Origin of the sequence: Granulicella sibirica, from assembly GCF_004115155.1 — a bacterium.
GTDB classification, from domain to species: domain Bacteria; phylum Acidobacteriota; class Terriglobia; order Terriglobales; family Acidobacteriaceae; genus Edaphobacter; species Edaphobacter sibiricus.
In genome coordinates, this window is sequence record NZ_RDSM01000001.1 from 202138 (window position 1) to 228985 (window position 26848).

At 61.7% G+C, this 26848-nt stretch carries 20 protein-coding genes and 1 tRNA gene; 13 read left to right on the forward strand and 8 right to left on the reverse strand.

What is annotated here, in order from left to right:
* The first annotated feature begins 2 nt into the window (after nucleotides 1-2).
* The 5 genes from GRAN_RS00810 (at nucleotide 3) to GRAN_RS00830 (ending at nucleotide 6209) form a co-directional block, all read left to right on the forward strand.
* On the forward strand, nucleotides 3-1241 hold the full coding sequence (locus GRAN_RS00810) for a putative DNA modification/repair radical SAM protein (RefSeq protein WP_206662687.1): 1239 nt from the start codon (nucleotides 3-5) through the stop codon (nucleotides 1239-1241).
* A 113-nt stretch (nucleotides 1242-1354) separates the two neighbouring features.
* The gene (locus GRAN_RS00815; protein ID WP_128911141.1) at nucleotides 1355-3211 is read left to right on the forward strand and encodes a SpoIIE family protein phosphatase; all 1857 of its coding nucleotides are present in this window, start codon (nucleotides 1355-1357) and stop codon (nucleotides 3209-3211) included.
* Between the two features lie 17 nt (nucleotides 3212-3228).
* A complete protein-coding gene (locus GRAN_RS00820; protein WP_128911142.1) occupies nucleotides 3229-3612 on the forward strand; it encodes a YidH family protein in 384 nt (127 codons plus the stop codon).
* Nucleotides 3613-3650: 38 nt separating this feature from the next.
* The gene (gene aroA, locus GRAN_RS00825; RefSeq protein ID WP_128911143.1) at nucleotides 3651-4955 is read left to right on the forward strand and encodes a 3-phosphoshikimate 1-carboxyvinyltransferase; all 1305 of its coding nucleotides are present in this window, start codon (nucleotides 3651-3653) and stop codon (nucleotides 4953-4955) included.
* A 54-nt stretch (nucleotides 4956-5009) separates the two neighbouring features.
* Complete coding sequence (locus GRAN_RS00830) at nucleotides 5010-6209, forward strand: glycosyltransferase family 4 protein (protein ID WP_241654256.1); 1200 nt, start codon at nucleotides 5010-5012, stop codon at nucleotides 6207-6209.
* 306 nt (nucleotides 6210-6515) lie between these two features.
* Here the strand turns inward: GRAN_RS00830 and GRAN_RS00835 are convergent, their stop codons facing one another.
* Nucleotides 6516-7049 (reverse strand): bifunctional nuclease family protein, encoded by a 534-nt coding sequence (locus tag GRAN_RS00835; protein ID WP_128911144.1) that lies wholly within the window; start codon nucleotides 7047-7049, stop codon nucleotides 6516-6518.
* A complete protein-coding gene (miaB, locus tag GRAN_RS00840; protein WP_277751193.1) occupies nucleotides 7049-8371 on the reverse strand; it encodes a tRNA (N6-isopentenyl adenosine(37)-C2)-methylthiotransferase MiaB in 1323 nt (440 codons plus the stop codon). The genes GRAN_RS00835 and miaB overlap by 1 nt, the downstream gene beginning before the upstream one ends.
* Before the next feature lie 219 nt (nucleotides 8372-8590).
* On the opposite strand from miaB, the gene GRAN_RS00845 reads away from it, so the two are divergent.
* The 3 genes from GRAN_RS00845 to GRAN_RS00855 all read left to right on the forward strand — a co-directional run bounded on the left by GRAN_RS00845 (nucleotide 8591) and on the right by GRAN_RS00855 (nucleotide 14162).
* Complete coding sequence (locus GRAN_RS00845; protein WP_128911146.1) at nucleotides 8591-11104, forward strand: S53 family serine peptidase; 2514 nt, start codon at nucleotides 8591-8593, stop codon at nucleotides 11102-11104.
* 182 nt (nucleotides 11105-11286) lie between these two features.
* Nucleotides 11287-12444 carry a cellulase family glycosylhydrolase gene (locus GRAN_RS00850; protein ID WP_128911147.1) on the forward strand — a complete coding sequence of 386 codons (1158 nt, stop codon included), beginning with the start codon at nucleotides 11287-11289 and terminating at the stop codon, nucleotides 12442-12444.
* Nucleotides 12441-14162: a CRTAC1 family protein gene (locus GRAN_RS00855; protein WP_241654257.1), complete on the forward strand. Its 1722-nt coding sequence runs from the start codon at nucleotides 12441-12443 to the stop codon at nucleotides 14160-14162. Before GRAN_RS00850 ends, GRAN_RS00855 begins: the two co-directional genes overlap by 4 nt.
* Nucleotides 14163-14178: 16 nt before the next feature.
* On the opposite strand, the gene GRAN_RS00860 is transcribed toward GRAN_RS00855, so the two are convergent.
* Both GRAN_RS00860 and GRAN_RS00865 read right to left on the reverse strand, forming a co-directional pair.
* Nucleotides 14179-15234: a glycoside hydrolase family 43 protein gene (locus GRAN_RS00860; protein WP_128911148.1), complete on the reverse strand. Its 1056-nt coding sequence runs from the start codon at nucleotides 15232-15234 to the stop codon at nucleotides 14179-14181.
* 95 nt (nucleotides 15235-15329) lie between these two features.
* A complete protein-coding gene (locus tag GRAN_RS00865; protein ID WP_128911149.1) occupies nucleotides 15330-17888 on the reverse strand; it encodes an ABC transporter permease in 2559 nt (852 codons plus the stop codon).
* A 35-nt stretch (nucleotides 17889-17923) separates the two neighbouring features.
* Between GRAN_RS00865 and hrpB the strand changes: the two genes are divergently transcribed.
* Complete coding sequence (gene hrpB / locus GRAN_RS00870) at nucleotides 17924-20308, forward strand: ATP-dependent helicase HrpB (protein ID WP_192897962.1); 2385 nt, start codon at nucleotides 17924-17926, stop codon at nucleotides 20306-20308.
* 76 nt (nucleotides 20309-20384) lie between these two features.
* Here the strand turns inward: hrpB and GRAN_RS00875 are convergent, their stop codons facing one another.
* The 4 genes from GRAN_RS00875 to GRAN_RS26570 form a co-directional block, all read right to left on the reverse strand.
* The gene (locus tag GRAN_RS00875; protein WP_128911150.1) at nucleotides 20385-21038 is read right to left on the reverse strand and encodes an HD domain-containing protein; all 654 of its coding nucleotides are present in this window, start codon (nucleotides 21036-21038) and stop codon (nucleotides 20385-20387) included.
* 300 nt (nucleotides 21039-21338) lie between these two features.
* A tRNA-Glu gene (locus tag GRAN_RS00880) sits at nucleotides 21339-21415 on the reverse strand.
* A 121-nt stretch (nucleotides 21416-21536) separates the two neighbouring features.
* Nucleotides 21537-21812 carry a DUF507 family protein gene (locus GRAN_RS26565; RefSeq protein ID WP_128911151.1) on the reverse strand — a complete coding sequence of 92 codons (276 nt, stop codon included), beginning with the start codon at nucleotides 21810-21812 and terminating at the stop codon, nucleotides 21537-21539.
* Complete coding sequence (locus GRAN_RS26570; protein ID WP_128911152.1) at nucleotides 21809-22087, reverse strand: DUF507 family protein; 279 nt, start codon at nucleotides 22085-22087, stop codon at nucleotides 21809-21811. Before GRAN_RS26570 ends, GRAN_RS26565 begins: the two co-directional genes overlap by 4 nt.
* A 32-nt stretch (nucleotides 22088-22119) precedes the next feature.
* Between GRAN_RS26570 and GRAN_RS00895 the strand changes: the two genes are divergently transcribed.
* The 4 genes from GRAN_RS00895 to GRAN_RS00910 all read left to right on the forward strand — a co-directional run bounded on the left by GRAN_RS00895 (nucleotide 22120) and on the right by GRAN_RS00910 (nucleotide 26845).
* Nucleotides 22120-22659 carry a hypothetical protein gene (locus tag GRAN_RS00895; RefSeq protein WP_421800751.1) on the forward strand — a complete coding sequence of 180 codons (540 nt, stop codon included), beginning with the start codon at nucleotides 22120-22122 and terminating at the stop codon, nucleotides 22657-22659.
* 122 nt (nucleotides 22660-22781) lie between these two features.
* Complete coding sequence (gene recJ / locus GRAN_RS00900) at nucleotides 22782-24548, forward strand: single-stranded-DNA-specific exonuclease RecJ (protein WP_421800794.1); 1767 nt, start codon at nucleotides 22782-22784, stop codon at nucleotides 24546-24548.
* 90 nt (nucleotides 24549-24638) lie between these two features.
* Nucleotides 24639-25880: an efflux RND transporter periplasmic adaptor subunit gene (locus GRAN_RS00905; protein WP_128911154.1), complete on the forward strand. Its 1242-nt coding sequence runs from the start codon at nucleotides 24639-24641 to the stop codon at nucleotides 25878-25880.
* A gap of 26 nt (nucleotides 25881-25906) precedes the next feature.
* Nucleotides 25907-26845: a tetratricopeptide repeat protein gene (locus GRAN_RS00910; protein ID WP_161570788.1), complete on the forward strand. Its 939-nt coding sequence runs from the start codon at nucleotides 25907-25909 to the stop codon at nucleotides 26843-26845.
* Nucleotides 26846-26848: the final 3 nt, after the last annotated feature.

Genomic DNA, 26848 nt, shown 5'->3' on the forward strand with positions numbered 1-26848 from the left:
CCATGATGAACACACAACAGAAACTCGAGATCCTGGCCGATGCGGCAAAGTACGATGCTTCTTGCGCATCGTCGGGAGCAAAGCGCAAAGCCACACCCGGCGGTCTCGGCAACTCCGACGGCGAAGGCATCTGCCACTCCTACACGCCGGACGGGCGATGCGTCTCGCTGCTCAAGATTCTGCTCACGAACTTCTGCACATACGATTGTGTGTTCTGCGTCAACCGCGTTTCATCGGACATCCAACGCGCACGGTTTACGCCGGAAGAGGTCGTGAACCTCACCCTGGACTTCTACAAGCGCAACTACATCGAAGGTCTCTTTCTCTCGTCCGGCATCATCCAGTCGCCGGACTACACAATGGAGCAGCTCATCCAGGTCGCCCGCACCCTCCGCCAGGTCCACAAGTTCGGCGGGTACATCCATCTAAAAACGATTCCCGGATGCGATGAACGCCTGATCGCCCAGGCCGGCCTTTACGCCGACCGCCTCTCAGCCAATATCGAGCTACCCACGCAAAGCGACCTGGTTCAGCTTGCGCCGGAAAAGAAATCCTCCGTCATCGAAACGACGATGAACCAGATCCACGTACGAAAACAGGAGTCGGACGAGGACCGAAAGAAATCTCCAAACCGAAAGCCAGCCTCCTTCGCTGCCGCGGGTCAATCCACCCAGATGGTCGTCGGGGCAACCTCGACCAGCGACCGGCAGATCCTCTCAACGGCCACCCATCTCTACGGGGAGTACAAGCTCAAGCGCATCTACTACACCGGCTTCTCCCCTTACCCGGAGGCAGACTCCCGTCTGCCGTTGAAGGCCACTCCACTCATCCGCGAGCACCGGCTCTATCAATCCGACTGGCTCATGCGCTTCTACGGCTTCGACGCCACGGAACTGACCACCGACGAGAACCCAAGCCTCTCGCTCACGGAGGATCCGAAGACCACATGGGCCCGCACCCATCCCGAATTCTTCCCCGTCGACGTGAACGCAGCCCCACGCGAAGCCATCTTGCGTGTCCCCGGCATCGGCTATCGCAACGTCGAGCGCATCCTCTCGATCCGCCGTTACCACCAGCTCGTCCTCGATGATCTTCGCAAGCTCAACGTCCGCGTGAAGCAGGCACTCCCCTACCTGATCACGCCGGACCACATCCCGACCGGTGCCGCGCCTAAAGAGGAGCCGGCGACGACCCAGATGGATCTCTTCGCGCCCGTCAGCGCCCTGACTGGGTCGATTTAGCGGCAACTCCTTCCGGCGCGCCCATCCCCAAATACCCTGAAACGAACCGGATTCCGCACGAAAACCACTACAACCGCCGATCCCCAATCACAGTAGAATGATCGCTACGCCGCATGCCCTCTGACATCAAACCCGAGATCGTGGACCTGATCGCCGACCCCGACGCGAGCCCGCGCGCGCTGTTTCACCCGCATGCCGCGAACCCGAATATCCGGGTCGAGCCCCTCGCCGTCGACTTCCTCCACACCCTCGCCGACGCCCTCAACGCCACGCTCGACCTCAACACGCTCATGCATCGCGTGGCCGATCTCGTCCGGTCGATCATCGACTACCGCATCTTCGCCATCCTCCTGCTCAACGACCGCACGCACGAGCTTTGGATGCGCTTCCAGGTGGGCCACACACCCGAGATCGAGCGCATGCGCGTGAAGGTCGGCCACGGCATCGTCGGCCAGACGGCGCTGAAGCGGCGTTCCTTTCGCATTGAGGACGTCACCACCGGCCCGCATACCGACCACTACATCAGCGCCAATCCGTCGGTTCGGTCTGAACTCGCCGTCCCGTTGATCGTCAAGAACAAGGTCATCGGTGTCCTCGATCTTGAGTCCGAAATCGTCGCCTTCTTCACCCCGGAACACCAGCGCTTGCTGGAGCTTGTCGCCTCTCGCATGGCCGTCGCCGTCGAGAATGCCCGCCTGTACACGCGCGTCTCTCGCCAGGCCCAGACGCTTACGGTCATCAATGAGATCTCTCGCGAGATCACGAGCATCCTCGATCCCGACGACCTGCTTGAGCGCATCGGCCTCTCGATGAAGCGCGTCATCGACTTCCAGATGTTCACCATCCTGCTCTGGAACCCCACAACCGAACAGCTCGAGCATCGCTTCTCCACGCGGTACGGCGAGCGTATTACGCGGGAGCGCAACGTCTCGCTCGGCGACGGGATCATCGGCACCGCAGCCGCCCAGCGCATTCCAATCCTCTCCCCGGACGTCCGGCGCGACTCGCGCTACGTGATGGCCAACCCCGAAACCCGCTCGGAACTCGCCGCCCCGCTCGTCTACAAAGGCAATGTCATCGGTGTGATCGACCTCGAACATACGCGGGTGAACTACTACAACGACGATCACCAGCGTACGCTCTCGACCCTCGCTGCGCAGGTCGCCATCTCCATCGCCAACGCACGCCTCTACCAACGCATTCACGAAGAAGAGCAGCGCCTGGAGCGCGACCTCGCCATGGCCCGCGAGGTCCAGCTCCGCCTCCTGCCGGCCGCCCCACCAACGCCGGCCCGGGCTGAGATCGCAGCCCGCTTCATGGCCGCGAGGTCCATCGGCGGCGATGTATACGATTTCCTCGATTACGGCCCCGGCCGTGTGGCGCTCGCCGTCGGAGACGTCTCCGGTAAGGCGGCGCCCGCTGCCCTCTACGCCGCGCTCGTTTCGGGTATCCTGCGCTCTCTGGCTCCGCAGCAGCTAAGTCCCGCAAAAATGCTGGCGGCACTGAACGATCAGCTCCAGGAGCGCCGGCTCGCCGCGCAGTACGTCACCATGCTTATGGCCGTCTGGGACGACAACGACCGGACGCTCACGCTCGCGAACGCGGGGTCTGTCCAGCCCATGTATGTCACGACGAATAAAGAATCGCTCACCGACGCTCTCGCGGTGCGGACGCTTCAGGTCGAGGGCTTCCCTCTCGGACTCTTCCCCAATGCAACCTACGAGGAGACCATCATCCAGTCCGTTCCCGGCGATCTCTTCGTCTTCTTCTCCGATGGCATCGTCGACGCGCTCAATCCGCAGGAAGAGATGTTCGGAGAAGAGCGCCTGGCGACCCTCCTGCAGCACCACCCGACCGCCCATACTTCAGCGGAGGCCGCGGTCGAAGCCATCCTCGAGGCCGTCACCCTCTTCCAGTCGGGCACCGACCACTTCGACGACGAGACCGTGGTCGTCCTTCGCGTTACCTGAGAAAGCTGCCTCGTCCGATGCCGGCATCTCCCGAACAGAACGATCCCCGTGTCTACCTCGCAGCCGAGCGAACCTTCCTCGCGTGGATTAGGACGGGACTTGGACTCATGGGCATCGGATTCGCCGTCGCACGCTTCGGCCTCTTCCTCCGGGAGATCGGCGGAGGCAGCGGTCATCCACCGGTTCAGACAACCGGCCTCTCGGTCTGGTCGGGGGTTGCTCTCGTTGCGCTCGGGGTCGCGGTGAACCTGTACGCCGTCTTCCGGCACGTCACGCTCACACGCGAGCTTGCCTCGGGAAGCTGGGTTCCTGGGCAGATCTCGAAGGGAGCCGTCGCGCTCGCGGTTGTCCTCGCGATCGTTGGCGTCGCCATGGCGGGGTATCTTGTCTTCCTGCGATAACCCACCGGGGCCGCCTCACCCGATACACTGGTAAGCGAATGTCCACGCAAATCGTTCGTCCAGCTCGCACCCTGCAAGGCTCCCTCACGCTCCCCGGCGACAAGTCCATCTCCCACCGCTACGCCATGCTCGGCGGCCTCGCGTCGGGCACCACGCGCCTCAGCAACTTCTCCACCGGCGCCGATCCGCACTCCACGCTCGCTTGCATGGAAGCTCTTGGAGCAAAGGTCGAGAAGCACGAAGACAAGTCCATCTCGATTACCGGGCTCGCTGGCAGCTGGCCGGGCCTCGAAGCCACGCTCGACTGTGGCAACTCCGGCTCGACCATGCGCATGCTCGCCGGCATCGTCGCCCCGCATCCCGGCACCTACACCTTTATCGGCGACCACTCCCTTACCGTCCGTCCCATGGAGCGCATCCGCAAGCCGTTGATGCAGATGGGCGCTGAGATCCATCTCACCGATGGCCACGCGCCAATGACGATCCACGGACGTCCACTCAAGGCCATCAGCTTCGATACGCCGATCCCCTCGGCCCAGGTAAAGACCGCCGTTCTCTTCGCCGGTCTGCAAGCCGAAGGCACGACAACGCTCTCCGAGGCCATCCGGACCCGCGACCACTCCGAACAGGCTCTCAGGGCTTTCGGCGCGACCCTCTCGCGGACGAAGGGTGATGACGGCATCGACCGCCTCTCAATCAACGGAGGCCAGAAGCTCACCGGTGTCGACGCGACTGTTCCCGGCGACCTCTCGTCGGCCGCGTTCTTCCTCTGTGCTGCTCTGCTCTTCGAGGACTCGAATCTTGTGCTCGACTCGCTTGGCATGAACCCGACGCGTTCGGCCCTGCTGGACGTGATCGTGGCGCTCGGCGGCAAGATCCAGGTCCTCACTGTCGAAGAGCATCACGGCGAACTCATCGGAACGATCCGCGTCAACCGCGCGCCAGGCGGGCTCAAGGGCATCGACATCAACGGAGCGCTCTCCGCGCAACTCATCGACGAACTTCCGGTCCTCGCCGCCATCGCACCCTACACGAAAGATGGCATCCGCATCCGCGACGCCAGGGAACTCCGTATCAAGGAGTCCGACCGCATCGCGCTCGTCGCGAAGAACCTCAAGGCGATGGGAGCGACGTTCACCGAGTACGAGGACGGCCTCGACATCCCCGGCGGCCAGACTCTGCATGGCGCAACCATCGACTCCGGCCTCGACCACAGGATCACCATGGCCTTCGCCATCGCCGCTCTTCGCGCCGAGGGAGAGACCGAGATCGACGGAGCGGAAGCCGCCGCGGTCTCCTTCCCCGAGTTCTTCCAGAATCTCGACGCCCTCGCCCAGCGCTAAAGCGCCTGACATTGCTCCCGCCGTTGCCTTTCCGCCTTGCTGTTGTCTTTCTGGTTGTCATTCCCGAAGGGAATCTGCGTTTGCACTGGCTCTTGCAGTTCCGTTCCCGTCGCCCGTCACCGCAAGGTCAGTCACTGGAATCGCCAGGGAGACCCCATAGCCGCATCCTCACAAGACGCCGCCGCTCGCTCCATCGTCCTCGCCGAGGTCGTGGAGATGGGCGGTGCCGAGCGGAGCTGCCTCGCGCTCTCCCGCTGGCTTTACGAACACAATCTCCCCCACCAGATCGTCACCTACGTTGACCGCGCTGGCATGGCCGCGCACGCCGCGCACCCGGTCATGGTCGTCCAACTGAAGCCAAGCATGAGTCCCTGGTCGAAGATCGCGGCGCTCCGACGCTACTTCGCGGCCAACCCGCCGGAGCGCAAACCCCTGACCTCCGGCTATCAACCCGCTCTCCACGCGACCATCGCCGGGCTGCGCGGCTTCCACAACCTCATGCACGACACCCCAGGCCTCTTCACCACCCCGGCCGACGCCGCCAGCCTGAAGCGTCGGCTTGCCCTCGGCCTCTCGGACCGCATCGTCGCGCACGGCCTGCGTTCCGGCGGGCACACGCTGGTGACAAGCGAATATCTCCAGGCCGAGACCCGACGGACATTTGGTGTCGAGGCCGACATCGTTCGCATGGGTGGTCTATCCCAGACGAACGCCTTCCGGCTTCGCCCGGTACTCGGCGAGATTCGCCTCTTCACCGTCTCCCGCCTCGAAAACAACAAGCGGATCGACTGGATCCTCCGCGCGCTCGCTCAGCTTCCTCCAACCCTCCCCTGGCGTCTCGATGTGAGCGGCAAGGGAAGCCAGATGCAAGCGCTCACGGAGCTGTCAGCCAGCCTCGGCATCTCGGAGCGCGTCCACTTCCACGGCTTCGTGAGCGACCAGCGCCTCCAGCAACTCTACGATCAGGCCCATCTCTTCCTCATGCCCGCGGTCCAGGGATACGGAATCCCAGCCATCGAAGCTCTCCAGCGAGGCATTCCAGTCCTGCTGCATCGCGAGTCAGGCGTGAGCGACATCCTGCTCCGGACGCCATGGGCCACCGTGATGCAGGGGGATGAGGCCTCGATGCTACCGGCACTCTCGGAGGCGATTCGGTCGGTCCGCACCGGCACCCACTTGGACCGGCCTCTGCCCACGATCCCAACAGAAGAGGAATGGTCGGAGCGCGTCGCAATCCTGTGCGGCTGGCTCTGATGCAGTTCCGCCGACGAGCCCTCAACCGCGGTCGCTGAAAAGTTGTCAAGCCCCAAAACCATGTAAGTCTTTGATTCCATGGGGAAAAGTCGGTGTCCTTTTAGTTATGGTGGGTTCGATACAATTAAAGCAGTGAACGGGAGTCACCTGTCGGAACATGGTCCCACAGGCGTAACCCCTTCATTTGCTAATATTTAGCCGTAAGTCTTTTGCTATGAGTAGCTTGCAGCCCAACAAGGTCTGCAAGCTACTCATAGCAAAGTACTTAGACGCGGGCAATGGGGAGGGGGGAGGGCTTCTGCTGCATTACATCTTGTAACGGCCCATCTCGTCGTCGTTCAGGTTTTCGAGCCAGCGGCGCAATTCGTCGGCGTTGATGTTTCCCGCGCCGTCCGAAACCTGCCGCGAACGCTCCAGAACATCCTGCGCGACGTAAATCGGGCAATCGGAGCGAAGCGCAAGCGCGATCGCGTCCGAAGGACGAGCGTCGAGCGTGACCATCTCACCGCCCTGCTCCATCCAGACGACAGCGTAAAACGTGTCCTGCCGCATCTCCGACACGACGACCTTGTTGATCCGGCCATTCAGCCCGCGAACCATGTTGCGGAGAAGATCATGAGTCATCGGCCGCGGCGTAGCTGTCTTTTCAAGCTCGAGCGCAATGGCGTTCGCTTCGAAGATTCCCACCCAGATCGGCAGAACCGCGTCGCTGTCCACATCTTTGAGGACAACGATCGGCATATTCGTCACCGGATCCATCATCAACCCGCGAATCTGCATCTCGACCTCGGTCTTGCTGCCTGCTGCGCGAGTTGTCGTCAGACCCAGTTCATCCGCCATCAGTTCACCCTCAGCATCTCGCCCACAAGGCTGTTTGGGAAGGTCTGCGTGATCCGAACCGTTTGGTAGTTCCCAAGCGCCGGCAGAATCAGGTCCGACGTCGTGAAGTTCACAGTTTTATTCTGCGAGCTGCGTCCAACCACCTGCTTGCGCTGATGATTATGTCCCTCAACCATCACGTCCATCACCTCGTTGAGGTGACGAGCATAGCTGCGCTTCTGAATCTCGCGCTGTCGTTCGAGCAGGACCTGCAAACGCGCTGCCTTCACCTCGTCCGGAATCGAATCCGCCATCGTCACCGCAGGCGTGTTCGGCCGCGGAGAGTACTTGAACGCAAAGATCTGGTCATACCCAACTTCGTCGAGCAGCGTAGCCGTATCTTCGAGATCCTCATCGGTCTCACCCGGAAACCCGACGATGATGTCAGACGTCATGCTGATCTCCCGCTTCGCCGCCTTGATCCAACTGATGCGCTCGAGATACCACTCGCGCGTGTATTCGCGGTTCATGGCCTTCAGGATCGCCGTCGAACCGCTCTGCACCGGCAGATGCACATGGTCGCAAAGCGTAGGCACCGCGTCAATGGCATCGACGATGTCCTTCGTAAAGTCCCTCGGATGAGACGTCGTGAAGCGCACGCGCTTGATCCCCGGAACACTCCCGACCGCCGCCAGCAGCTCCGCGAAGCTCATCTTCTGCGATGGATCGTGGTACGAGTTCACGTTCTGCCCAAGCAGTTGGATCTCGGTGAACCCCTGATCAGCCATCCGGAGCGCTTCGTCCAGCACGGAGTTTGCCGCGCGGCTCCGTTCTTTACCACGCGTATAAGGCACGACGCAGTAGGCGCAGAACTTGTCGCAGCCTTCGATGATGGTGATGTAGCCGCGATGCGGATTGGTCCTCGCGACGAACTCCGTCTCGAAGGTCTCATCCGTCTGCCGATCGTCGAGCCCGGTAATCCTCTGTTCGCCCGCCTCCAGGCGCGCCAGCATGCCAGGCAGGTTCCGGTACGAAGCCGATCCCGACACGAGCGACACATACGGAGCGCGGTCGAAGATCTTCTCGCCCTCCTGCTGCGCGACGCACCCGAGCACGGCGAACTTCTTCCCTTCGCCCTGCATCTTCTTGTATTCGTTCAGCCGGTGAAACACCTTCTGCTCCGCCTTATCGCGGATGGAACATGTGTTGTAAAGAATCAGCCCCGCATCCGCCTCATCCTGCACCCGCGCATAGCCCTGCTGCTCCAGCGTCCCGATCACCTTTTCGGAGTCGTGGGCGTTCATCTGGCAGCCAAATGTCTCGATATAAAACGTCTTACTCACCTTTCCAGTATATGCCCCGGTCACAAGAACAGCCGGATTCCCGCAACGATCCTCCTCGTTCCGATTTCCCCCATCCGTGTGATTGACTCCCACTTTTGGGGAGGATAGCCTGACCCAACTCAAGCCTTCCACGAACAAAAGGGCCATAGCAGCTTCCGCCTCCATCCTCCCCGTCCGCTTTACCCAGTTCATCGGAGACCTCGGTCCACACGGAGCCTTATGCAGATACCTCGTTCCCAAAAGCTTCTTTCCGGCGCTGTCTCCCTCGCCTTCGCCGTCTCTGCGGCCACCGCGACCGCCCAGCAGATCCATCCCCTCTCCACGCACGTTCCCCAGATCATCCGGAACGGCCAAGCCAGCCTCGTCGGCTCGGCCGACAGCACGCGCCACCTACAGCTTGCCCTCAGCCTTCCCCTGCGGAACGAGGCCCAGCTCGATGCCCTGCTCAAGCAGATCTACGATCCAACCAGCCCGAACTACCACCACTACCTCACTTCCGCCCAGTTCACCGCGAGCTACGCTCCCACCCAGCAGGACTACGACACCGTCGTACGCTGGGCGCAGGCCAAGGGCCTCAAGGTGACTCGCACGACCGATAACCGGCGCGTCGTCGACGTCGACGGCTCCATCGACACCATCGATCGCGCCTTTAACGTCCTGCTGAATACGTACCAAGACAGCACGACGCAGCGAACCTTCCACGCTCCGGATCGTGAGCCGACGCTCGACCTCTCCGTGCCACTCCTCGGTATATCAGGCATGGATGACGCCACCCCGCCGCGGCCCCACTACCGCAAGGGCAACGCACCAACGACGAACGCCTCCAGCACCATCTCGGCCGAAGCCATCGCACACATCACCGGATCCGGTCCCGGCAACACATACAAACCGAGCGACATGCGCGCTGCATACTACGGCTCCGGACCGCTCACGGGCGCCGGCCAGACGGTCGCAATCTTCTCCTACGACGGCTACATCACGAGCGATCTCTCCCTCTACTACTCGACCGTCGGCATGACCTCGTCGGTTCCCGTCAACAACGTCCTCGTGGCCGGCTACAACGGTGCCTGCTTTGGCTTCAACGCCAACGGCACGGTCAACAACAACACCTGCGACGACGGCGAACAGATCCTCGACATCGTCAACGTCATCGGCATGGCTCCCGGCCTGAGCCAGGTGCTCTTCTATGAGGGCAACAGCTCCACCGACGTGCTCAACCAGATGGCGACCGACAACGTCGCCAAAGTCATTAGCAGTTCGTGGGGAGGTGGAGACTTCGGCACCGTGTCCGACCCCATCTTCAAGCAGTTTCAGGCGCAGGGGCAGAGCTACCTGAACGCCACCGGCGACTCCGGCCAGTTCAACTCTTCCACCTACGACCCGCCATCGGTCGACGCGAACATTACCCAGGTGGGCGGAACCGACCTCGTCACCAACGGCGCAGGCGGTTCGTGGCAGTCTGAAACCGGCTGGGCGGATAGTGGCGGCGGCTACGTCAGCGGCACCGCAATCCCGACCTATCAGCAGCTTGCGGGCGTGATCAACTCTTCCAACAAGGGTTCGACGACCCTGCGCAATGCCCCCGATGTCGCCGCCGAAGCCAACTTCGACAACACCACCGTCATCGACGGTTCGTTCGAGTCCGGCTACGGCGGAACCAGCTACGCGACACCGCGCTGGGCTGGCCTGATCGCCCTCGCCAACCAGCAGGCGGTTGCCAACGGTAAGAGCACTCTCGGCTTCCTCAATCCAAGCATCTATAACATCGGCGTCGGCTCGAGCTTCGCGGCTGACTTCCATGACATCGTCAGCGGCAACAACAAGCCCTCAGCCGGATCAGGGAGCGGCTTCAACGCCGTAGCAGGATACGACCTCGTCACCGGCTGGGGCAGCCCGAATGGCCCTGCGCTCATCGCTACACTCGCCGGTGGCGCCACCACCACACCTGACTTCACCCTCTCCGCCTCACCCGCGAGCCTGAGCATTGTCGCCGGGGCGAACGGCACGAGCACCATCAGCGTTGCTGGTCTCAACTCCTTCGCCGGAACGGTCGCCGTCAGCGCGAGCGGTCTGCCCACCGGCGTCACCGCTTCGTTCAGCCCGGCGAGCACCACCAGCACAAGCGTCCTGACCCTCACCGTCGCAACCACCGCGGTAGCTGGTTCGGCCACCATCACCATCACCGGAACCTCCGGATCGCTGACGCACACGACGACTATCGCCCTCACCATCACGGCGGCGACGGGCGGAGCGACCCAGATCATCAGCAATCCGGGCTTCGAGAACGGAGCAACCACGACACCATGGGTTCTTACCTCGGGAGTCATCTGCAGCACAAGCTCCTGCTCCGGCCAGACCCCTCATACCGGCTCCTGGTACGCGTGGCTTGATGGCTACGGAAGCACGCACACCGATACGGCAAACCAGCAGATTGTGATCCCCGCCGGCAAAACGACGGCGACGCTCAGCTTCTTCCTGCATATCGATACGGCTGAAACGAGCAAGACAGCCGCGAACGATACACTCTCCGTCCAGGTCCTCAACACGTCGGGCACGGTCCTCGGAACGCTCGCCACCTACTCCAACCTGAATGCCGCAACGGGCTACCAGCAGCGCACCTTCAATCTGGCTGCCTACATCGGCAAGACGATCGTGCTGAAGTTCACCGGTAAGGAGAACTCCTCCAAGGAGACCTCTTTCGTGCTGGATGACATCACGTTGAGCGTGCAGTAGGACCTCTGTACTGTACGAAAGAGGGGCCGCATCCAGCGGCCCCTCTTTTTGCTGTGGGCCATCCCCTCCCTTGCAGGCGATTAGGACTGTACGCGATGTAAGCGCTTCCACATTCATGTATCGTGTTGTCGTTGCAGTACCTTCGCTAATCGCGTCGCCGAACGTCCAAAAGGTAGAATTCCATGAACCCCTCGCGCCTCCTGGTCATTGCTCTTATGTCCGTTGTTACTGGCCTTGCATCTCAGGCACAATCCGAACGGTGGACCGAATCAAAGGCCAACGATTGGTACGCGAAGCAGCCTTGGCTAGTAGGCGCTAACTTCGTTCCGTCGAATGCGATCAACGAACTCGTCATGTTTCAGGCCGCCACCTTCGATCCTGCGATCAACGATCATGAGCTTGGCCTCGCCGAATCCATCGGCATGAACACCGTCCGCGTGTTCCTGCAGGATCAGCTCTGGGAGCAGGACTCGAAGGGCTTCCAGCAGCGTCTCGACACGTTCCTCTCCATCGCCGCGAAGCATCACATCCGACCCCTGCTCGTCCTCTTCGACTCTTGCTGGGAGACCGATCCGCATCTTGGCCCGCAACATCCGCCGATCCCGGGCGTGCATAACTCTGGCTGGGTTCAGAGCCCAGGCAAGGAACGCCTCCTCAGTAAGGCCGATGAGCCAAAGCTGAAGGCTTATGTCGTAGGAGTCGTCGGAGCGTTCGCCAATGACAACCGCATACTTGGGTGGGACGTGTGGAACGAGCCCGACAACCAAGGCGGCGACAAATCCGAAGACGTCACAGCGAAGGTGAAGCGCGTCAATGAGCTCCTGCCCCAGGCTTTTGCGTGGGCACGCTCAGCAAAACCGTCGCAGCCGCTCACCAGCGGGGTATGGGTTGGTAATTGGTCGGATCCAGCCAAGGAGAGCGAGACGACTAAGATCCAGCTCGCCGAATCGGACATCATCTCCTTCCATAACTACGGCTGGCCCGAGGAATTCGAGGCTCGCATCAAGGAGCTTCAGCCTTTACACCGTCCTATTATCTGCACCGAATACATGGCTCGCGGAGCGGGTTCGACCTTTGACGGCAGCCTGCCCATCGCCAAACGGTATAACGTTGGCGCGATTAATTGGGGCCTGGTTGCCGGCAAGACGCAGACCTATCTCCCGTGGGACTCGTGGCAGCGGCCCTACGTGACAGCGCAGCCAACCGTCTGGTTCCACGAGGTCTTCCGGCAGGACGGCACGCCCTATCGCCAGCATGAGGTGGATCTCGTTCGTGAACTCACGGGACGCGGCACTATGGCCGGCAGCGCACCGTCTTCACAACCTGGAGCTTCGCAGTGAGACAAGGTTCTTGCCGATGGATCACCTTCGTCGCCGCGCTGCTCTCGATGTCCCTCGGAGTGCAAGGACAGCAGACGGCCCCGCCTAACTCGACTCCGGGTCTTTTCGTCGATACCGCCGCCAAACTCGGCATCACGTTCAAAGGTTTCGCGCAGCATACGCCGACCAAGTATCTCCTTGAGACCATGGGCTCTGGAGTCGCGACGTTCGATTACGACAACGACGGCCTGCTCGACATCTTCCTTGTCAACGGAGCGACCGTCTCCGACCCCGCGCCAAAGGGAACCGTCCCGAAGAAGACAGGCCCGGCCGAGTGGAACCGTCTCTATCACCAACGCAAGGACGGCACCTTTGAAGATGTGACCGAGAAGGCCGGCCTCCAGGGCATCGGCTACGGCATGGGCGTTGCCGTCGGCGACTTCGATAACGACGGCTTCGAAGACCTCTATGTCACCGAGTACGGCGGCAACCACCTCTACCGCAATAACGGCAACGGGACCTTTACCGACGTCACCGAAGCCTCGGGCACACGCGGCGACAACACTCCCGGAAACACATGGTCGACTTCGGCGGCGTGGGTAGATCTCGACAACGATGGGCTCCTCGATCTTGTCGTCCTCCGCTACGTGAAGTGGGACTGGGAAGACGTCTGGTGCGGCGAGCATCGCGAAGGCTTCCGAGCCTTCTGCCATCCGGATATCTTCCCCGCCATCGCGCCACTCGTCTATCACAATGACGGGCACGGCCACTTTACTGACGTTGCCGCGAAGACGGGCATCAGTCTTCCGGGCAAAGGCCTCGGTATCGCACTCGGCGACTTCGACCGTGATGGCCGCATCGATGTCGCCATCGCGAACGACTCCATGCCGGAGTTCCTTTATCGCAACACGGGCAATGGTCACTTCGAAGAGGCCGGCATGCTCGCCGAGATCGCCGTCGACGGCGACGGCCGCACCTACGCCGGCATGGGCATCGACTTCGCCGACTACAACAACGACGGCCTCCCCGACCTCGTCATAACCAACCTCGCGAACCAGAAGTACGCTCTCTACCGCAACAATGGCGACGGCTCTTTCTCCTACGACACCTACGTCTCGGGCATCGCACGCATGACTCTTCTGCATTCGGGCTGGGGTATTCACTTTCTCGACTACAACAACGACGGTTTGAAGGATCTGCTTGTCGCGCAGGGTCACGACCTCGATACCATCGAACTCAACTATCCGCAACTTCACTACAAGGAGCCCATGCTTCTCGCACGCAACACGGGCAACGGTTTCGTTGATGTCTCGAAATCCTCAGGTGCCGTCTTCGCCGAGCCATGGGTGGGACGCGGCATGGCCGTGGGCGACCTCGATAACGATGGACGTCTCGATGCTGTCGTCTCGACGAACGGCGGGGCGACTCACATTCTGCACAATGAGACGCCGACCACAAACCACTGGCTCACACTGAACCTCGTAGGCCACACTTCGAATCGCGATGCGATCGGCGCGGAGGTCCAGGTGACGACATCAACCGGCGTTCAAACCGTGACGGTCTCGACGGCCGGAAGCTACCTCTCGTCGAACGACAAGCGCGCCCACTTCGGCCTGGGCTCTGATGCTGTCGCCAGACTCGTCAAGATCCGCTGGCCGAGCGGCATCATGCAGACACTGGAGCAGGTCACCGCCAACCAGGTCCTCAAGGTCGACGAACCCTCGCCAACAAAGAAATAGGCGCCATTCGCCCACCTCAATGCGACGGCTTCTTCAGCGGAACCCCCGCCGCGACCGGCTTGCCGAAGTCCGGTGTACCATCCGCGTTCCACGTGAAGCGTTGCATGCGCGGTGATCGCATGTTGCCGCATCCTTCGTTCTTGCCGGGGTTCGCGTGAAAGATGATCCAGTCTTCCTTGCCATCGAGCGACTTGAAGAAGCCATTGTGCCCAGGCCCGAAGACATTCGCCTCGGCATCCTGTTTGAAGAACGGATGATCGAACTTCTTCCACGACTCAGGCTTCAGCAGATCCGAATCCACATCCGCCTCGACCACGCCTAACTCGTAGTAGTCCGTCCAGCAAGCCGATCCCGAATATACCACGAACACCTTGCCATCATGGACAAGCGCCTCGGGCCCTTCATTGACGTTCACGTGCGGCGTATCCGGACGATCCAGAAGGTCTCCCACATGTTCCCACGGGTACTTCGGAAACGACACCACCATCCTCTGCGAGTCAACCGTCCACGGATTCTTCAGGCGCGCAAGATAGATCCTCTGCTCGCCATCCTGATCACCCTCCCATCCCGACCACAACAGATACTGCGTGCCATTCACATCGAAGACGGACGCATCAATGGCCCACTTATCGGTCGCATCACCAACCTTGCCTCTTGCCGTCCATGTTCCCTCGAGCGGATCAGCCGACGCGTTCTCCAACACAAAGATCCGATGTGACTCGTTCTTCCCCATATCCGCGGCGTAATAGATGTACCACTTATCGTTCCAGCGATGAAGCTCCGGAGCCCAGATGTCGTGGTTGTAGGCATCGCCTGCAGGAGGCGTCCACACCTTCTTCTTCTCGGCATGCGCAAGATCGCCAAGATCCTTCGTCTTCCAGATCGTCAGATTACTTCCCATGGTGTTCATGTAGTAGTAAAACCCGTCATGCGTAACCACCCATGGATCGGGCCCGACCGGAAGCAGAGGATTGGTGAATGTGCCTCCGTCCAAAGTTCTTTGGGCGGATCCAGAAGAAGACACTGAGAACACCACAAGTAGGAACAGGAGGACGAGTGCTTCGAGTTTCATCTAGGCTCTCCACGCCGTCACGAACCCGGCGGACGATTTGAAGATGACACTACAGAACGTACTCCCTCCACGCAAGCGAGCCAAAGCCCGCAACACTATTCCGTACGAAGCGCCTGCATCGGATCGATCGAAGCCGCACGCCGCGCCGGAATTGCAGCAGCGACGAATGCCGACAGCAGGAGCATCGCGACTGAGATCGTCAGCGAGGTCGGATCCCAGATGTTGACCTTGTACAGCTGGGTCAGCTTGGCCCCGCCTATGGCAATCGGAATCCCGATGGCCAGGCCGACGACCGTCTGCGTCAGCGCACCACGGAGCACGAGTTGCAGTACCTTGGCACGGTTCGCTCCAAGCGCCATGCGAACGCCGATCTCGCCCGTCCTCCGCGCGACCGTATAGGCCGTCACGCCGTACAGACCGATGGCAGCGAGCACAAGCGCAAGCAAGCTAAACATTCCTGCCAGTTGCGCGACCGTACGCTGCTGATCGAAGTTGGCGGCGACCTGCTCCTGGATCGGAAGTACGTCCGTAACGGTGAGGTCCGGGTCGACTTCAGCGATGGCTTTGCGGACCTGCGGTTCAAGCGTCGCAAGGCTCGTATGCGTCTTGAGGACAGCCCCGCCGATGAAGAACGAGCGAGTCTGGATCTTCTGCATCATCGCTTCCTTGTAGACGATGGATTGCGTTAGAGGCAGGAAGAACATGGGTCTCGGTTCGCCCTCCAGATCGCTGTAGTTCGCGTCATGCACGATGCCCACGACCTCGTAGCTACCGGCATATTCCGCGATATCCATGCCGAAGCGATGTCCGATCGGATCTTCCTTATCGAAGAAGCGTTTCGCAAAGGCCTGATTGATGACAGCGACAGGCCGAGTCGTCGCGGTATCTTCCTGGCCGATGCCGCGGCCGCGAAGGATGGACTGGCCGACCGCTTCGAAGTAGCCCGCGCTCACGCGATCCCACGACGCGCCATTGTTCGTCCCAAGGGCATCTGGCGGTTTGCCTTCGACAACGATCCCCTCACCCCAGTTATCTGTGTACGGCGTATACATTGCAAGCGCGGCGCGCTCGACGCCAGGTAACTCCTGCAACCGGGTCTGGAGCGCGGCGTTCAGCGCCTGCAGCTTAGGGGGCGAATAAGTCGCCGGAGGCTGGTTGATCTCAACGGCAACGCGATCCTGCATGTCGAGACCGAAATCGCGATGTTCCAGGTTCCGCAGGCTATGCGTCAGCATGCCCGCTCCCGTCAGCAGAACGACCGACAACACCACCTGCGTCACCACAAGTGCCTTCTGCGGCAGAGCCGAGCTATCGCGAGTGCTCCGGTTCGCTCCACGAAGTGCCTCGACAGGGCTCGCATGCGTCGCGAGCCACGCCGGCGCCGTGCCGAAGAGCACGCCAGTAAACAGCGACAGGCCAAACGCAAAGCCAAGCACCGGAAGCGAAGGAGCCGCGCTGATCGGAAGGAAGTGCGCCGTGCGGAAAGCCATCCAAAGCACGAGACGTGTCCCCGCATACGCTACTGCAACGCCGGCCACGCCGCCAGCAAGTGCGAGCACAACGCTCTCCGTCAGAGCCGCCATGATCAGCCTCTGCCGAGACGCGCCGAGCGCAAGCTGTAGCGAAGTCTGGTGACGGCGCACGGTGCTCCGCGCCAACAGCAGGTTCGCGATGTTCGCGCACGCGATCAGAAGGACAAGCGCGCAGATGAAGAGCAGGATCTTGAGGCTCTTGCCATAGTCCTCCTTCATCGCACCGATGCCACTGCCACCAGGAATGACCACTACATGCTGCCTCGAAAACATCTTCTGCGCTTCCGCCATCTGCGCCGCCGGAACAAGAGCGAAGATGCCGCTATCGGGAATCCAACGCTGGAGCACGGTGGTCAGACGCGCAGACATACCTTCGACCGAAGCGCCAGGCTTGATGCGGCCGATGATGCGAAGCCAGTTCGGAATCGTGGCCTCGAGAAAGGAACTCTCTCCTGCGAGCAGAGGCTCCTGTTCAAGCGGAATCCAGAGCGACGGTGGCGAACTGCTCAGCGTGTCACCAAAGAAACCCGGAGGCGCAATGCCGATAAGCGTGAAAGGATGACCCTCCAGCATCAGCGTTGAACCGACCATGCGTGGGTCGGCCCCGTACGTCTGCTGCCAGACGCGATAGCTCATCACGACCGTGGGCGGGGCGTTGCGGCGGTCATCCGAAGGAGTGAACACCCGTCCGGCAAACGCCTGGATCCCGAACATTGAAAAATAGTTTCCTGTTACATATTCAGAGTGCAGCGGCTTCGCAGGCTCGGACGTGCCGCCACGGCGCACGCTGAACTGCCCCTGCCCCGCCTGGAACGCAGCGAGTTCTTCGAACTCCGGAGTTGCGGACTTGATGCGATGGACGAGTTCGTAGGAGAAGATGCCCCAGCGCCCGTCCTCACGCGGCCCACCCTGCACGCAGCACTCCTGCGAATCACCGATGCGGTAGAGCGTCGCCGGGTCGGCCACAGGGAGAGATCGCAGCATCACGGCATGCACCAGCGTGAAGATCGCGGTCGTCGCACCGATGCCAAGCGCAAGCGTCAGGATGACCGTGGCGGTGAAGACGGGGGCCAGGCGCAACTGGCGCACGGCATAGCGCAGATGCTGCAGGAAGGTGCTCATAGGCAGCTATACGCCGGGAAGCGGCCGCTGGTTCCATGGATCTCTTTCCGTACGCTTCACCTCGACAGTCATCGCCCAACCATGTTTCGATCAAAGACGTGATTCGCAAAGCCGCACTTCCGGTGGATGCTATCGTGCCGGAGATGCTCTCTTCTCTGGCACGCACGCCAAGTCTCGTCATCGAAGCGCCGCCCGGCGCAGGCAAGACTACCCGCGTTCCACCCGCGCTTCTTGGTCTCGTCTCCGGCGAGGTCATTGTGCTTGAGCCGCGCAGGATCGCCGCTCGCATGGCCGCTCGCCGCGTCGCGTGGGAGATGGAGGAAGAGGCAGGTGAAACCGTCGGCTACCAGGTTCGCTTCGAAGAAGTCGTCAGTCCGCACACGCGTCTGCGCTTTGTCACCGAAGGCATCCTGACACGGCGTCTCATGTCCGACCCCACGCTCAAGGGCGTCGAGGCTGTCGTCCTCGACGAGTTCCACGAGCGCCACCTCGATGGTGACCTTGCCCTCGCACTGCTCAAACGCCTTCAGCGAACGCGCCCTACCCTGCGTCTCATCGTCATGTCGGCCACCCTCGACGCCGCACCCATCGCCCGCTATCTTGGCGACTGCCCTGTCCTGCGCTCTGAAGGCCGACTCTTCCCTCTTACCGTCCGTCACCTTCCCTATTCACCTGATCCTCTCCATCTCCAGGTGAAGAAAGCCGTCGACCTTCTCCTCAAAGAGAAGCACCCCGGCAACATCCTCACCTTTCTTCCAGGAGCCGCCGAGATCCGCCGATCCATGCGCGAGCTCGAACCCATCGCCCGCCAGACGGGCATGCTCGTCGTCCCGCTGCATGGCGACCTCTCGCCCGCCGAGCAGGATCGTGCCGTCTCTCCCTCGCCCGAACAGAGGATCATCCTCGCCACCAACGTCGCCGAAAGCTCCGTCACGGTCGAGGGCGTCACCGCCGTCATCGACAGCGGCCTCGCCCGCATCGCCACCTACTCTCCCTGGACCGGCCTGCCCACGCTCCAGATCGGCCGGGTCAGCCGCGCCTCCGCCACCCAGCGCGCCGGTCGCGCAGGCCGCACCGGCCCCGGGCGCGTCCTCCGCCTCTACCCCGAAGAGGACTACGTCCGCCGCCTCGAGCATGACCTCCCCGAGATCAGCCGCAGCGATCTCTCCCAGCTCTGCCTCGCGCTCCGCGTCATGAAGATCGCCGGTCCCACCCAGATCGACTGGCTCGATGCCCCGCCCGCCGAGGCAATCCAGCAAGCCGAAGCTCTCCTCGATCGCCTCGGAGCAACCGGCGGCATGGAGCAGCGTCTAGCCCGCTTCCCTCTCGCCCCCCGTATCGCCCGCATCGTCCTCGAAGCGAGCGACCGGGGCGTCGGTGAGGATGGCTGCCTCGCCGCCGCCCTTCTCAGCTCCGGAACCCGCAGCGAGGCCAACGATCTGCTCGCCGCCATGGACCTCCCGCTCGACCCACGCACCCGCCAACTGAACGAGCAGCTTCGCCGCATCGCCCGGCCCGCGAAGCAGACTCACCATGACGACGACGCCCTTCTCTTGTCGGTCCTCGCCGGATTTCCCGACCGCGTCGCCCGCCGCCGCTCCGGAAAGCAGGTCCTCCTTGCCAGCGGAACGTACGCCGAAATCGCCGGGGAGTCCCCGCCCTACGAGTTCATGATCGCCCTTAACGCCGAAAACCGCACCGAGAATGCCTTTCCCGTCATCCGCATGGCAGCACGCATCGAGCCCGAGTGGCTCATCGACCTCTTTCCCGCCCACATCGAGGAGCGCGACACCGTCACCTGGAACCGCGCCTCCGATCGCGTCGAAAAGCTGAGCGCTCTCATGTACGACAGCATCACCCTCCAGGAATCGCGCGGCACCGCGACCGAGTCCGAGGCGGCCGACCTGCTCTCCCGGAAAGCCATCGAAGAAGGCATCGCCCGATTCGTCGATGACGATGCCCTCGAAACGTTCCTCGCACGCCTTAGCTTCGCCGGCCTCGAGCCGCCTTCCGTCAAAGACACGCTTCGCGAGCTATGCCAGGGCCTCCATAGCTTCACTGAACTGATAGACGCGGGGAAAGGCTTCCTTCCGCTCCTCGAGTCGAAGATCAACTCCCGCCTGCTCGCCGACCTTGCTCCATCGACCGTCAAGCTGAGTAGCGGCCGCCAGACCAAGATTCACTACGAGACTGGCCGGCCACCCTGGATCGCCTCCCGCCTGCAGGACTTCTTCGGCATGGCCGACACGCCACGCATCGGCCCGGAGAAGACGCCGCTCGTCGTCCATCTGCTCGCCCCCAACCAGCGCGCCGTCCAGACCACCACGGATCTAGCCGGGTTCTGGGACCGGCTTTACCCGCAGGTCCGCCGCGAACTCATGCGCCGCTATCCGCGCCACTCTTGGCCGGAACGTCCATGAACCCGATTGAGCCCAATTTCGCCCCATATCGGACCGAACTTAGACGGCTCTCGTGTTCGTTTGCCGGAATGCATTCCTAGCCGCGCCAGGCGGAGTTCCGAATCACGGCGCAAAAGTTTCCTCGCTGGAACTTCGGATCCTTGTCCGCGAGGACGTCGGCCTTTACATTCCCGAACGTCGTATCTGGCTTGTGTTGAATACCGTCGAAGAACGCTTGGAGTATCTCCTCTTTGAAGTGCGGCGTCCGCGGGAACCTCTGCACGACGGTCTCCCGGTCCTCGTCGCTGAACTTGTCATAGTCGATTCCGAGGACGTCCATCTCGACGCCCGCCGTCACGAGCGCGATGACCGGATGCATGTGCTGAGGTATTCCAGGCGTTGTATGTAGGGCGATCGCAGTCCAGACATGGGTGATATCTGACGCGTCCACTCCACGCTCTTGCAGGAAGCTCATGGCGGCGTTGGCACCATCTACTTCGAAACGTTCGGCTGGGCTGCTAAAGTCCGGGATCAAGCCGAGGTCGTGAAACATGGCGCCTGCGTAAAGCAGTTCGCGATCGAACTGCAGGCCGCGCCGAACGCCTGAAATCGCGGCAAAGTGGTAGACACGGCTCGAATGATTGAACAGCAGGTCATTCTCGTTATCACGAATAAACTCTGTAATCTGCCTGGCGAGCGTGCTGTCGGGTATCTCCACTGAAGGTGATAAAGACGATATGGTTGCGGACATTGGATCTCCCTCGAATTGAGACTACCAAGAGACAGTTATTGCCTCTTGGCAAAAGCCGCCGTCCTTTGCGAAAACGCACCTGTCGCACAAGATTAGGTGCGAAATGTGTGGACAGGATGTGGGGGGATGTACGGTAAACGTGGTTAGCGGAGCGGTAGCAAACGTGGTGAAAGGTGCGTCTTTCTTGGGCAAATCGTTTTTCGGAGCATGTTTTTTCCGCGGCGCGGTGGAATGGGGGCTGGGGAGGCCGATCGTTTGTCAAGCGAGGGGTGCTGTATGCTCGTCACGCGGAAGTCATTTTGGTAGCGTTACCGGGGCTCGAACCCGGACTCTTCGCCTTGAGAGGGCGACGTGTTAACCAGTTACACCATAACGCCATATTGTCCTGCATCGCCGCCGCAGGAAGCAAGATGCCTCAACCGCAACGACTTCTCTACTATAACAAACCCCTGCGAACACTTCCAATCACAATCCAACAAGGTGCGGGAGCGGCCGGCACTACAGCCCGAGCTTCTTTACCTCGTCGTTGTAGTACTTCCGGTAGAGGATGTCCCACTCCTGGCTGCCTTCGACGATGATCTTCCGCTGCGAAGCGATCTTCTGACGCGCCGCCGCGTCGAGCTTTGTCTCTTCCAGGAGGAGTTTCTCGAGCGCCTTGCGGGCCTCCTGCCGGATCGTGTTGCGGTCCTCGAGGAAGTCGCACTCGGGAATCTCGGCCAGACTATCCGCGACCGTATGGGCCAGTTTATTCAGCTTGTCGCGCGAAATCCTCACAGCACCGCCTTGTACTTCCGCGCCAGCTCGGTTTTCACCTTTTTGAACATCTCGGGGTAGCTCGCACCCGTCTTGCGCATGTCATCCTGGAACGCTTCGAGGATCACCCTCACCTCGTCGTTGATGCGGTCTTCCAGGGACAACTCGTCGATCATCGCCGCTGCAACCCGCTCGTTCAGAATGGCCGGCTTGCCGGTCTCGATCATCTTCTCCGCTACAAGATGCTTCACCGTCTGCCGCGCCAAATACCCTACATATTCTTTAGAAAAGATCATGGACTTTGCCTCGACTATACCATGCGGTCCCAATGGTTTGCCCCTCGCAGGGTCGCGAAACGCGCCGTGCGGAGCAGCACATTTTCTGCGACAATACGCATTGCATGCAACCCGACAATCTTATCTCGCTCAAAGACGACATGGTGGCCTTCATCGCTGGCCACGGCATGCGGCGGCTCAATGGCTACGTGACCGAAGAAGTGCCCACCGTTTTATTTGAGGAAGAGAACTCCGACGGGTGGAAGGACTTCGTCGAGCACGCCAAGGCGGCCGGCGCACCGTTCATCACCATGAGCGAAGTCGTGCTTGAACGCGAGGACATCGCCCTTCTTCTGGACCAGCTTCGCGAAGAATCTTTCCCGGAGATCGACGCCCTTGAGGTTGAAGACGCCGAGCAACTGATGATGCACGTCGGCAAGGTTGGCTACCTGCAACTCGGTTTCGCCCACCAAGGTGTCATGTTCATCTTCGAGACCGCCACCGACTGGTACGACAGCTTCCAGCAACTCATGGAGACAGTCGGCGACCTTGGCGGCATCGTGGTCGAAGACCGGGACGACAGCGACGACTGAGAACGAGGACGACTGAGATTGCCCCGCTTGAACCGCCTCCCACATCTCCCCTGAACGTTCCTCCCTCTCCTCCGCGCTCCCGCTGGATTGTTGCTCCGCCGGATCCGGAACGCGCCGAAACACTGGCCCGTGAGCTCGGATGCCCGACTCCGGCCGCGACCCTCCTGCTCGCACGAGGGATCGCGGACTCCGCCGCAGCAGCCGCCTTCTTTTCCCCTAGCCTCGATGCTCTGTATGACCCCCTGCTGCTGCTGGGGATGCGCGAGGCTGTCGCCCGGATTGAGCAGGCCGTCCGCGGAGGCGAGCCCATTCTCATCTATGGCGACTATGACGTCGACGGCACCACTGCCACCGTCCTTCTTAAGACCGCGATCGAGCGCATCGCGCCGCCCGACCGGCCCGCCCAGGTCACCTACCACGTCCCGCATCGCATCCGCGAAGGATACGGCATGCAGACGAATGTGCTTGGCCTTGCCGCGACCTCCGGCATCCGCCTGGTCATCAGCGTCGACACGGGCATCCGCGCCTTCGCCGCGGCGGAAGAAGCCAAAGCACTTGGCCTCGACCTCATTGTGACGGACCACCACCTCCCCGACGACGTCGCTGGGATTCCCGAAGCACTCGCCGTCATTAATCCGTCACAACCTGGCTGCCCTTACCCGAACAAGAGCCTATGCGGTGCCGCCGTCGCCTTCAAGCTCTCGCATGCCCTCCTCTCAGCGCACGCCAGCACCCAGCCTGATCCGGCAGCCGCTCACACGCGCCTTCGGACCGTTCTTCTCCCGTCGTTCCTCAAGCTGGTCGCCATCGCTACGATCGCTGACTCCGTCCCGCTCGAAGGCGAGAACCGCGCGATCGCCTGGCTTGGGCTGCGCGAGCTCCGCAACCCGGTCCAACCCGGTCTCCGTGCCCTGATGCACGTTGCCAAGCTCCCGCTCGACCGTGCTCCGACGGCAACCGAGGTCGGCTTCCGGCTTGCTCCGCGCATCAACGCCGCCGGCCGCATGGATATCGCTGGAGATGTAGTCGAGCTCTTCCTCACCCGTGACCCTATCCGCGCCCAGACTCTCGCCGAGAAGCTCGATCAACTCAACCAGGACCGCCGAGCCACGGAAGCCGAGGCACTCGCTGCCATCGAACAAGAGCTTGCCGCGCTGCGCGACGCCTTCGGCCAGTTCGCCGCCGAGTGCATCATCCTCGATCATCCAGACTGGCATCGCGGCGTCCTGGGTATTCTCGCCTCGCGCGTCGTCGAACGCACAAACCGCCCCGCGCTCATCCTCACCCATCAGGACGGCTCCGCCCATGGCTCCGGACGCTCCATCGCCGGCTTCCATCTGCTGGACGCTCTCACCGCCGTCCACGAACCGGCGGGCGCCCCCACACTCTTCACGAAGTTCGGCGGCCACGCCCATGCCGTCGGCCTTACCCTTGCGTCCGACCGGCTTGACCTCTTCCGCCGTCGCATGCGCGGCCACGCCGCGCTTCACCTGACCCCTACCGTCCTCACTCCCACAATTTCCTGCGACGCCGAGATCCCGTTCGCCGCCATCACGCTCGATCTTCACGCGTGGATGGAGCGGCTCGAGCCCTTCGGCAACTCCGCTCCCGAGCCCGTCTTCCTCACTCGCGACCTCACGCTGGCCTCCCCGATTCGCTTCATCAAAGAGCGCCACGTCTGCCTTTGCCTCACCGACGGCTCGTCTGCCAGCCTGGAAGCGCTTGGCTGGAGCCGAACCACCGATTGGCCCGAACGCTGCTCTTCCCTCAGCCTCACGCAAGGCTCACGCATCGACGTACTCTACCGTCTCCGCGTCAACGTCTACCTGCAGAGAAGACAACTTCAACTTGAGCTTGTCGATCTTCGACTCGCTAAGTCCGATCTCTAACTCGTGTGCTTGCTCATAGATGCGAGCTTGCCGAAAATATTGCTTCGTCTATGGTGCACCGAACGTCTTATATACTGACATTTCTTATTCATGCAGACGATTGAAACAAAACGGTCGAAGACGTTCCTTGGGTGGGGCATAGCGATCGTTCTCCTGATCGCCGGGCTGTTTGCCTATCGTTACCTTTCTCGTGAAAAAGTCGAGGTGCGAACGGCGAAGGTGACTTACCAGACGCTGATCAGTTCCACGCCCACGAACGGCAAAGTCGAGCCCACCGAAGAGTACCAAGCGCACGCGCCTGGTCCTTCCATCGTCAAGAAGCTTTACGTGGACGTTGGAGACAAGGTGAAACAGGGCGCGCTCCTGCTAAGTCTGGACGCCGTCGACGCTCAGGCCCGCGTCGCGAGTGCGGCATCCGCTCTCACCGCCGCCGAGGCAAGCCATAACGACATGGCCAGCGGAGGCACCCAGGAAGAGCGCCTCGCGATGGCCGGAGACCTCGAGCGTGCCCGAAACCAGGTAGCCCAGAACGAAAAGGACGTTGCCGCTCTCCAGCAGCTTCAGCAGCACGGCGCGGCCTCGGCCGCCGAGGTCTCTGCCGCGCAGCAGCGGCTCCTTACCGCTCAAAGTACCCTCAGCGGGATCCAACAGCGCAGCGCCGGCCGCTATTCGAAATCCGATCTTGGCCGTACCAGCGCACAGGTCGCCGACGCCCGCGCCGCGCTGGCTGCGGCCCAGAGCAACTACGCCGCGAACGTCATCCGCTCGCCCCTCTCCGGGACTGTCTATGCTATCCCGGTCTCCGAATACGACTTCGTTCCCGCAGGTGAAGATCTGCTCGATGTCGCGGACCTGGACCGCATCAAGGTGCGCGCCTACTTCGACGAGCCCGAGATCGGAAAACTCCAGCGTGGACAGGATGTCACTATCATCTGGGACGCCAAGCCGGGGCAGAAGTGGCACGGTCATATCGAGCTCGCCCCAACGACCGTGATCACCTACGGAACACGCAGCGTCGGCGAGTGCATCATCACCGTCGATGACGCACACGGCGACCTTCTGCCCAATACCAACGTGACGGTCACCGTCACCACGTCGCAGCGCAACCACGTTCTCGCTGTACCCCGCGAGGCCCTCCACACCGACGCCGGCTACTACGTCTTCAAAGTGGTTAACAATCACCTCGTCAAGACTCCGATCTCCGTCGGCGTTACCAACCTTGTTCAGGTAGAAGTGACCTCCGGACTGTCCGAGCACGACGTCGTCGCGCTCAACGCTACCACCAACCGCGACCTCTCCAACGGCCTCGAAGTCCAGACCACCGAACAGTGATGAACATGCTCCCCACCAAGAGAAGCATGCTTCTCGGCGTTCTTCTCATCCAGGCCCCTCTGCTCTACGCCGATGCCTCCAAGGCATTTACCGCCCTGCAGCACGGGCGCGTCGACGAGGCCGAACAATCGCTTCGTACCATCCTCGCCGCTACTCCCAACGATGCCTATGCCCATCAACTCCTGTGCCGCGTCTTCTATGCCCAGGAGCAGGCCGAGAAAGCCGTCGCGGAATGCGAAGCCGCCGTCGCCGCCGCGCCTAACGACAGCGTTGATCTGATGTGGCTTGCCCGGGCCTACGGTCAGAAGGCCTCTCATGCCGGGCCCATCGCGGGCTACTCTCTCGGGAAAAAGGTGGGGCAGACCTTCAAACGTGCCGTCGAGGCCGATCCTTCCAACCTCGACGCCGTGAACGACCTCGGCGAGTTCTATACGCAGGCCCCGGGCATCGTCGGAGGCGGCGTCGACAAGGCTCGTCCGCTTGTGGACACGCTCCAGTCTCGCTCGCCGGGGAAGGCCCATCGACTCCTCGCGTACATTGCCGAAAGCTCGGGCGACAGCCCCACCGCCGAGGCAGAGTTTAAGAAGGCCATCGACGCTGGCCATACCACCGACGCCTATATGGATCTCGGCAACTTTTACGAGATGCACCACAAGCCCGACCAGGCTTTCGCCGCCGTCAACGCCGGCCTCGCCGCTGATCGCGAGCACGGGCCTCCCCTGATGGACGCGGCCACGATCCTGATTGCCGCCAAGCGCGGCCAGGATATCGCGGAGCGCGCACTCAGCGACTATCTCTCCTCGCCAAACCAGACCGACGAGGCGCCTGTCTTCAAGGCTCATGTGATCCTCGGCAAGCTCCTCGCAAAGCGTGGTGACAACGCAGGCGCACAGCGCGAGTTTGCCGCGGCCCGCGCCCTCGCTGCGAACTTTTCCGCTGCACGCGACGCATCGAAGGGAGCATAGTAA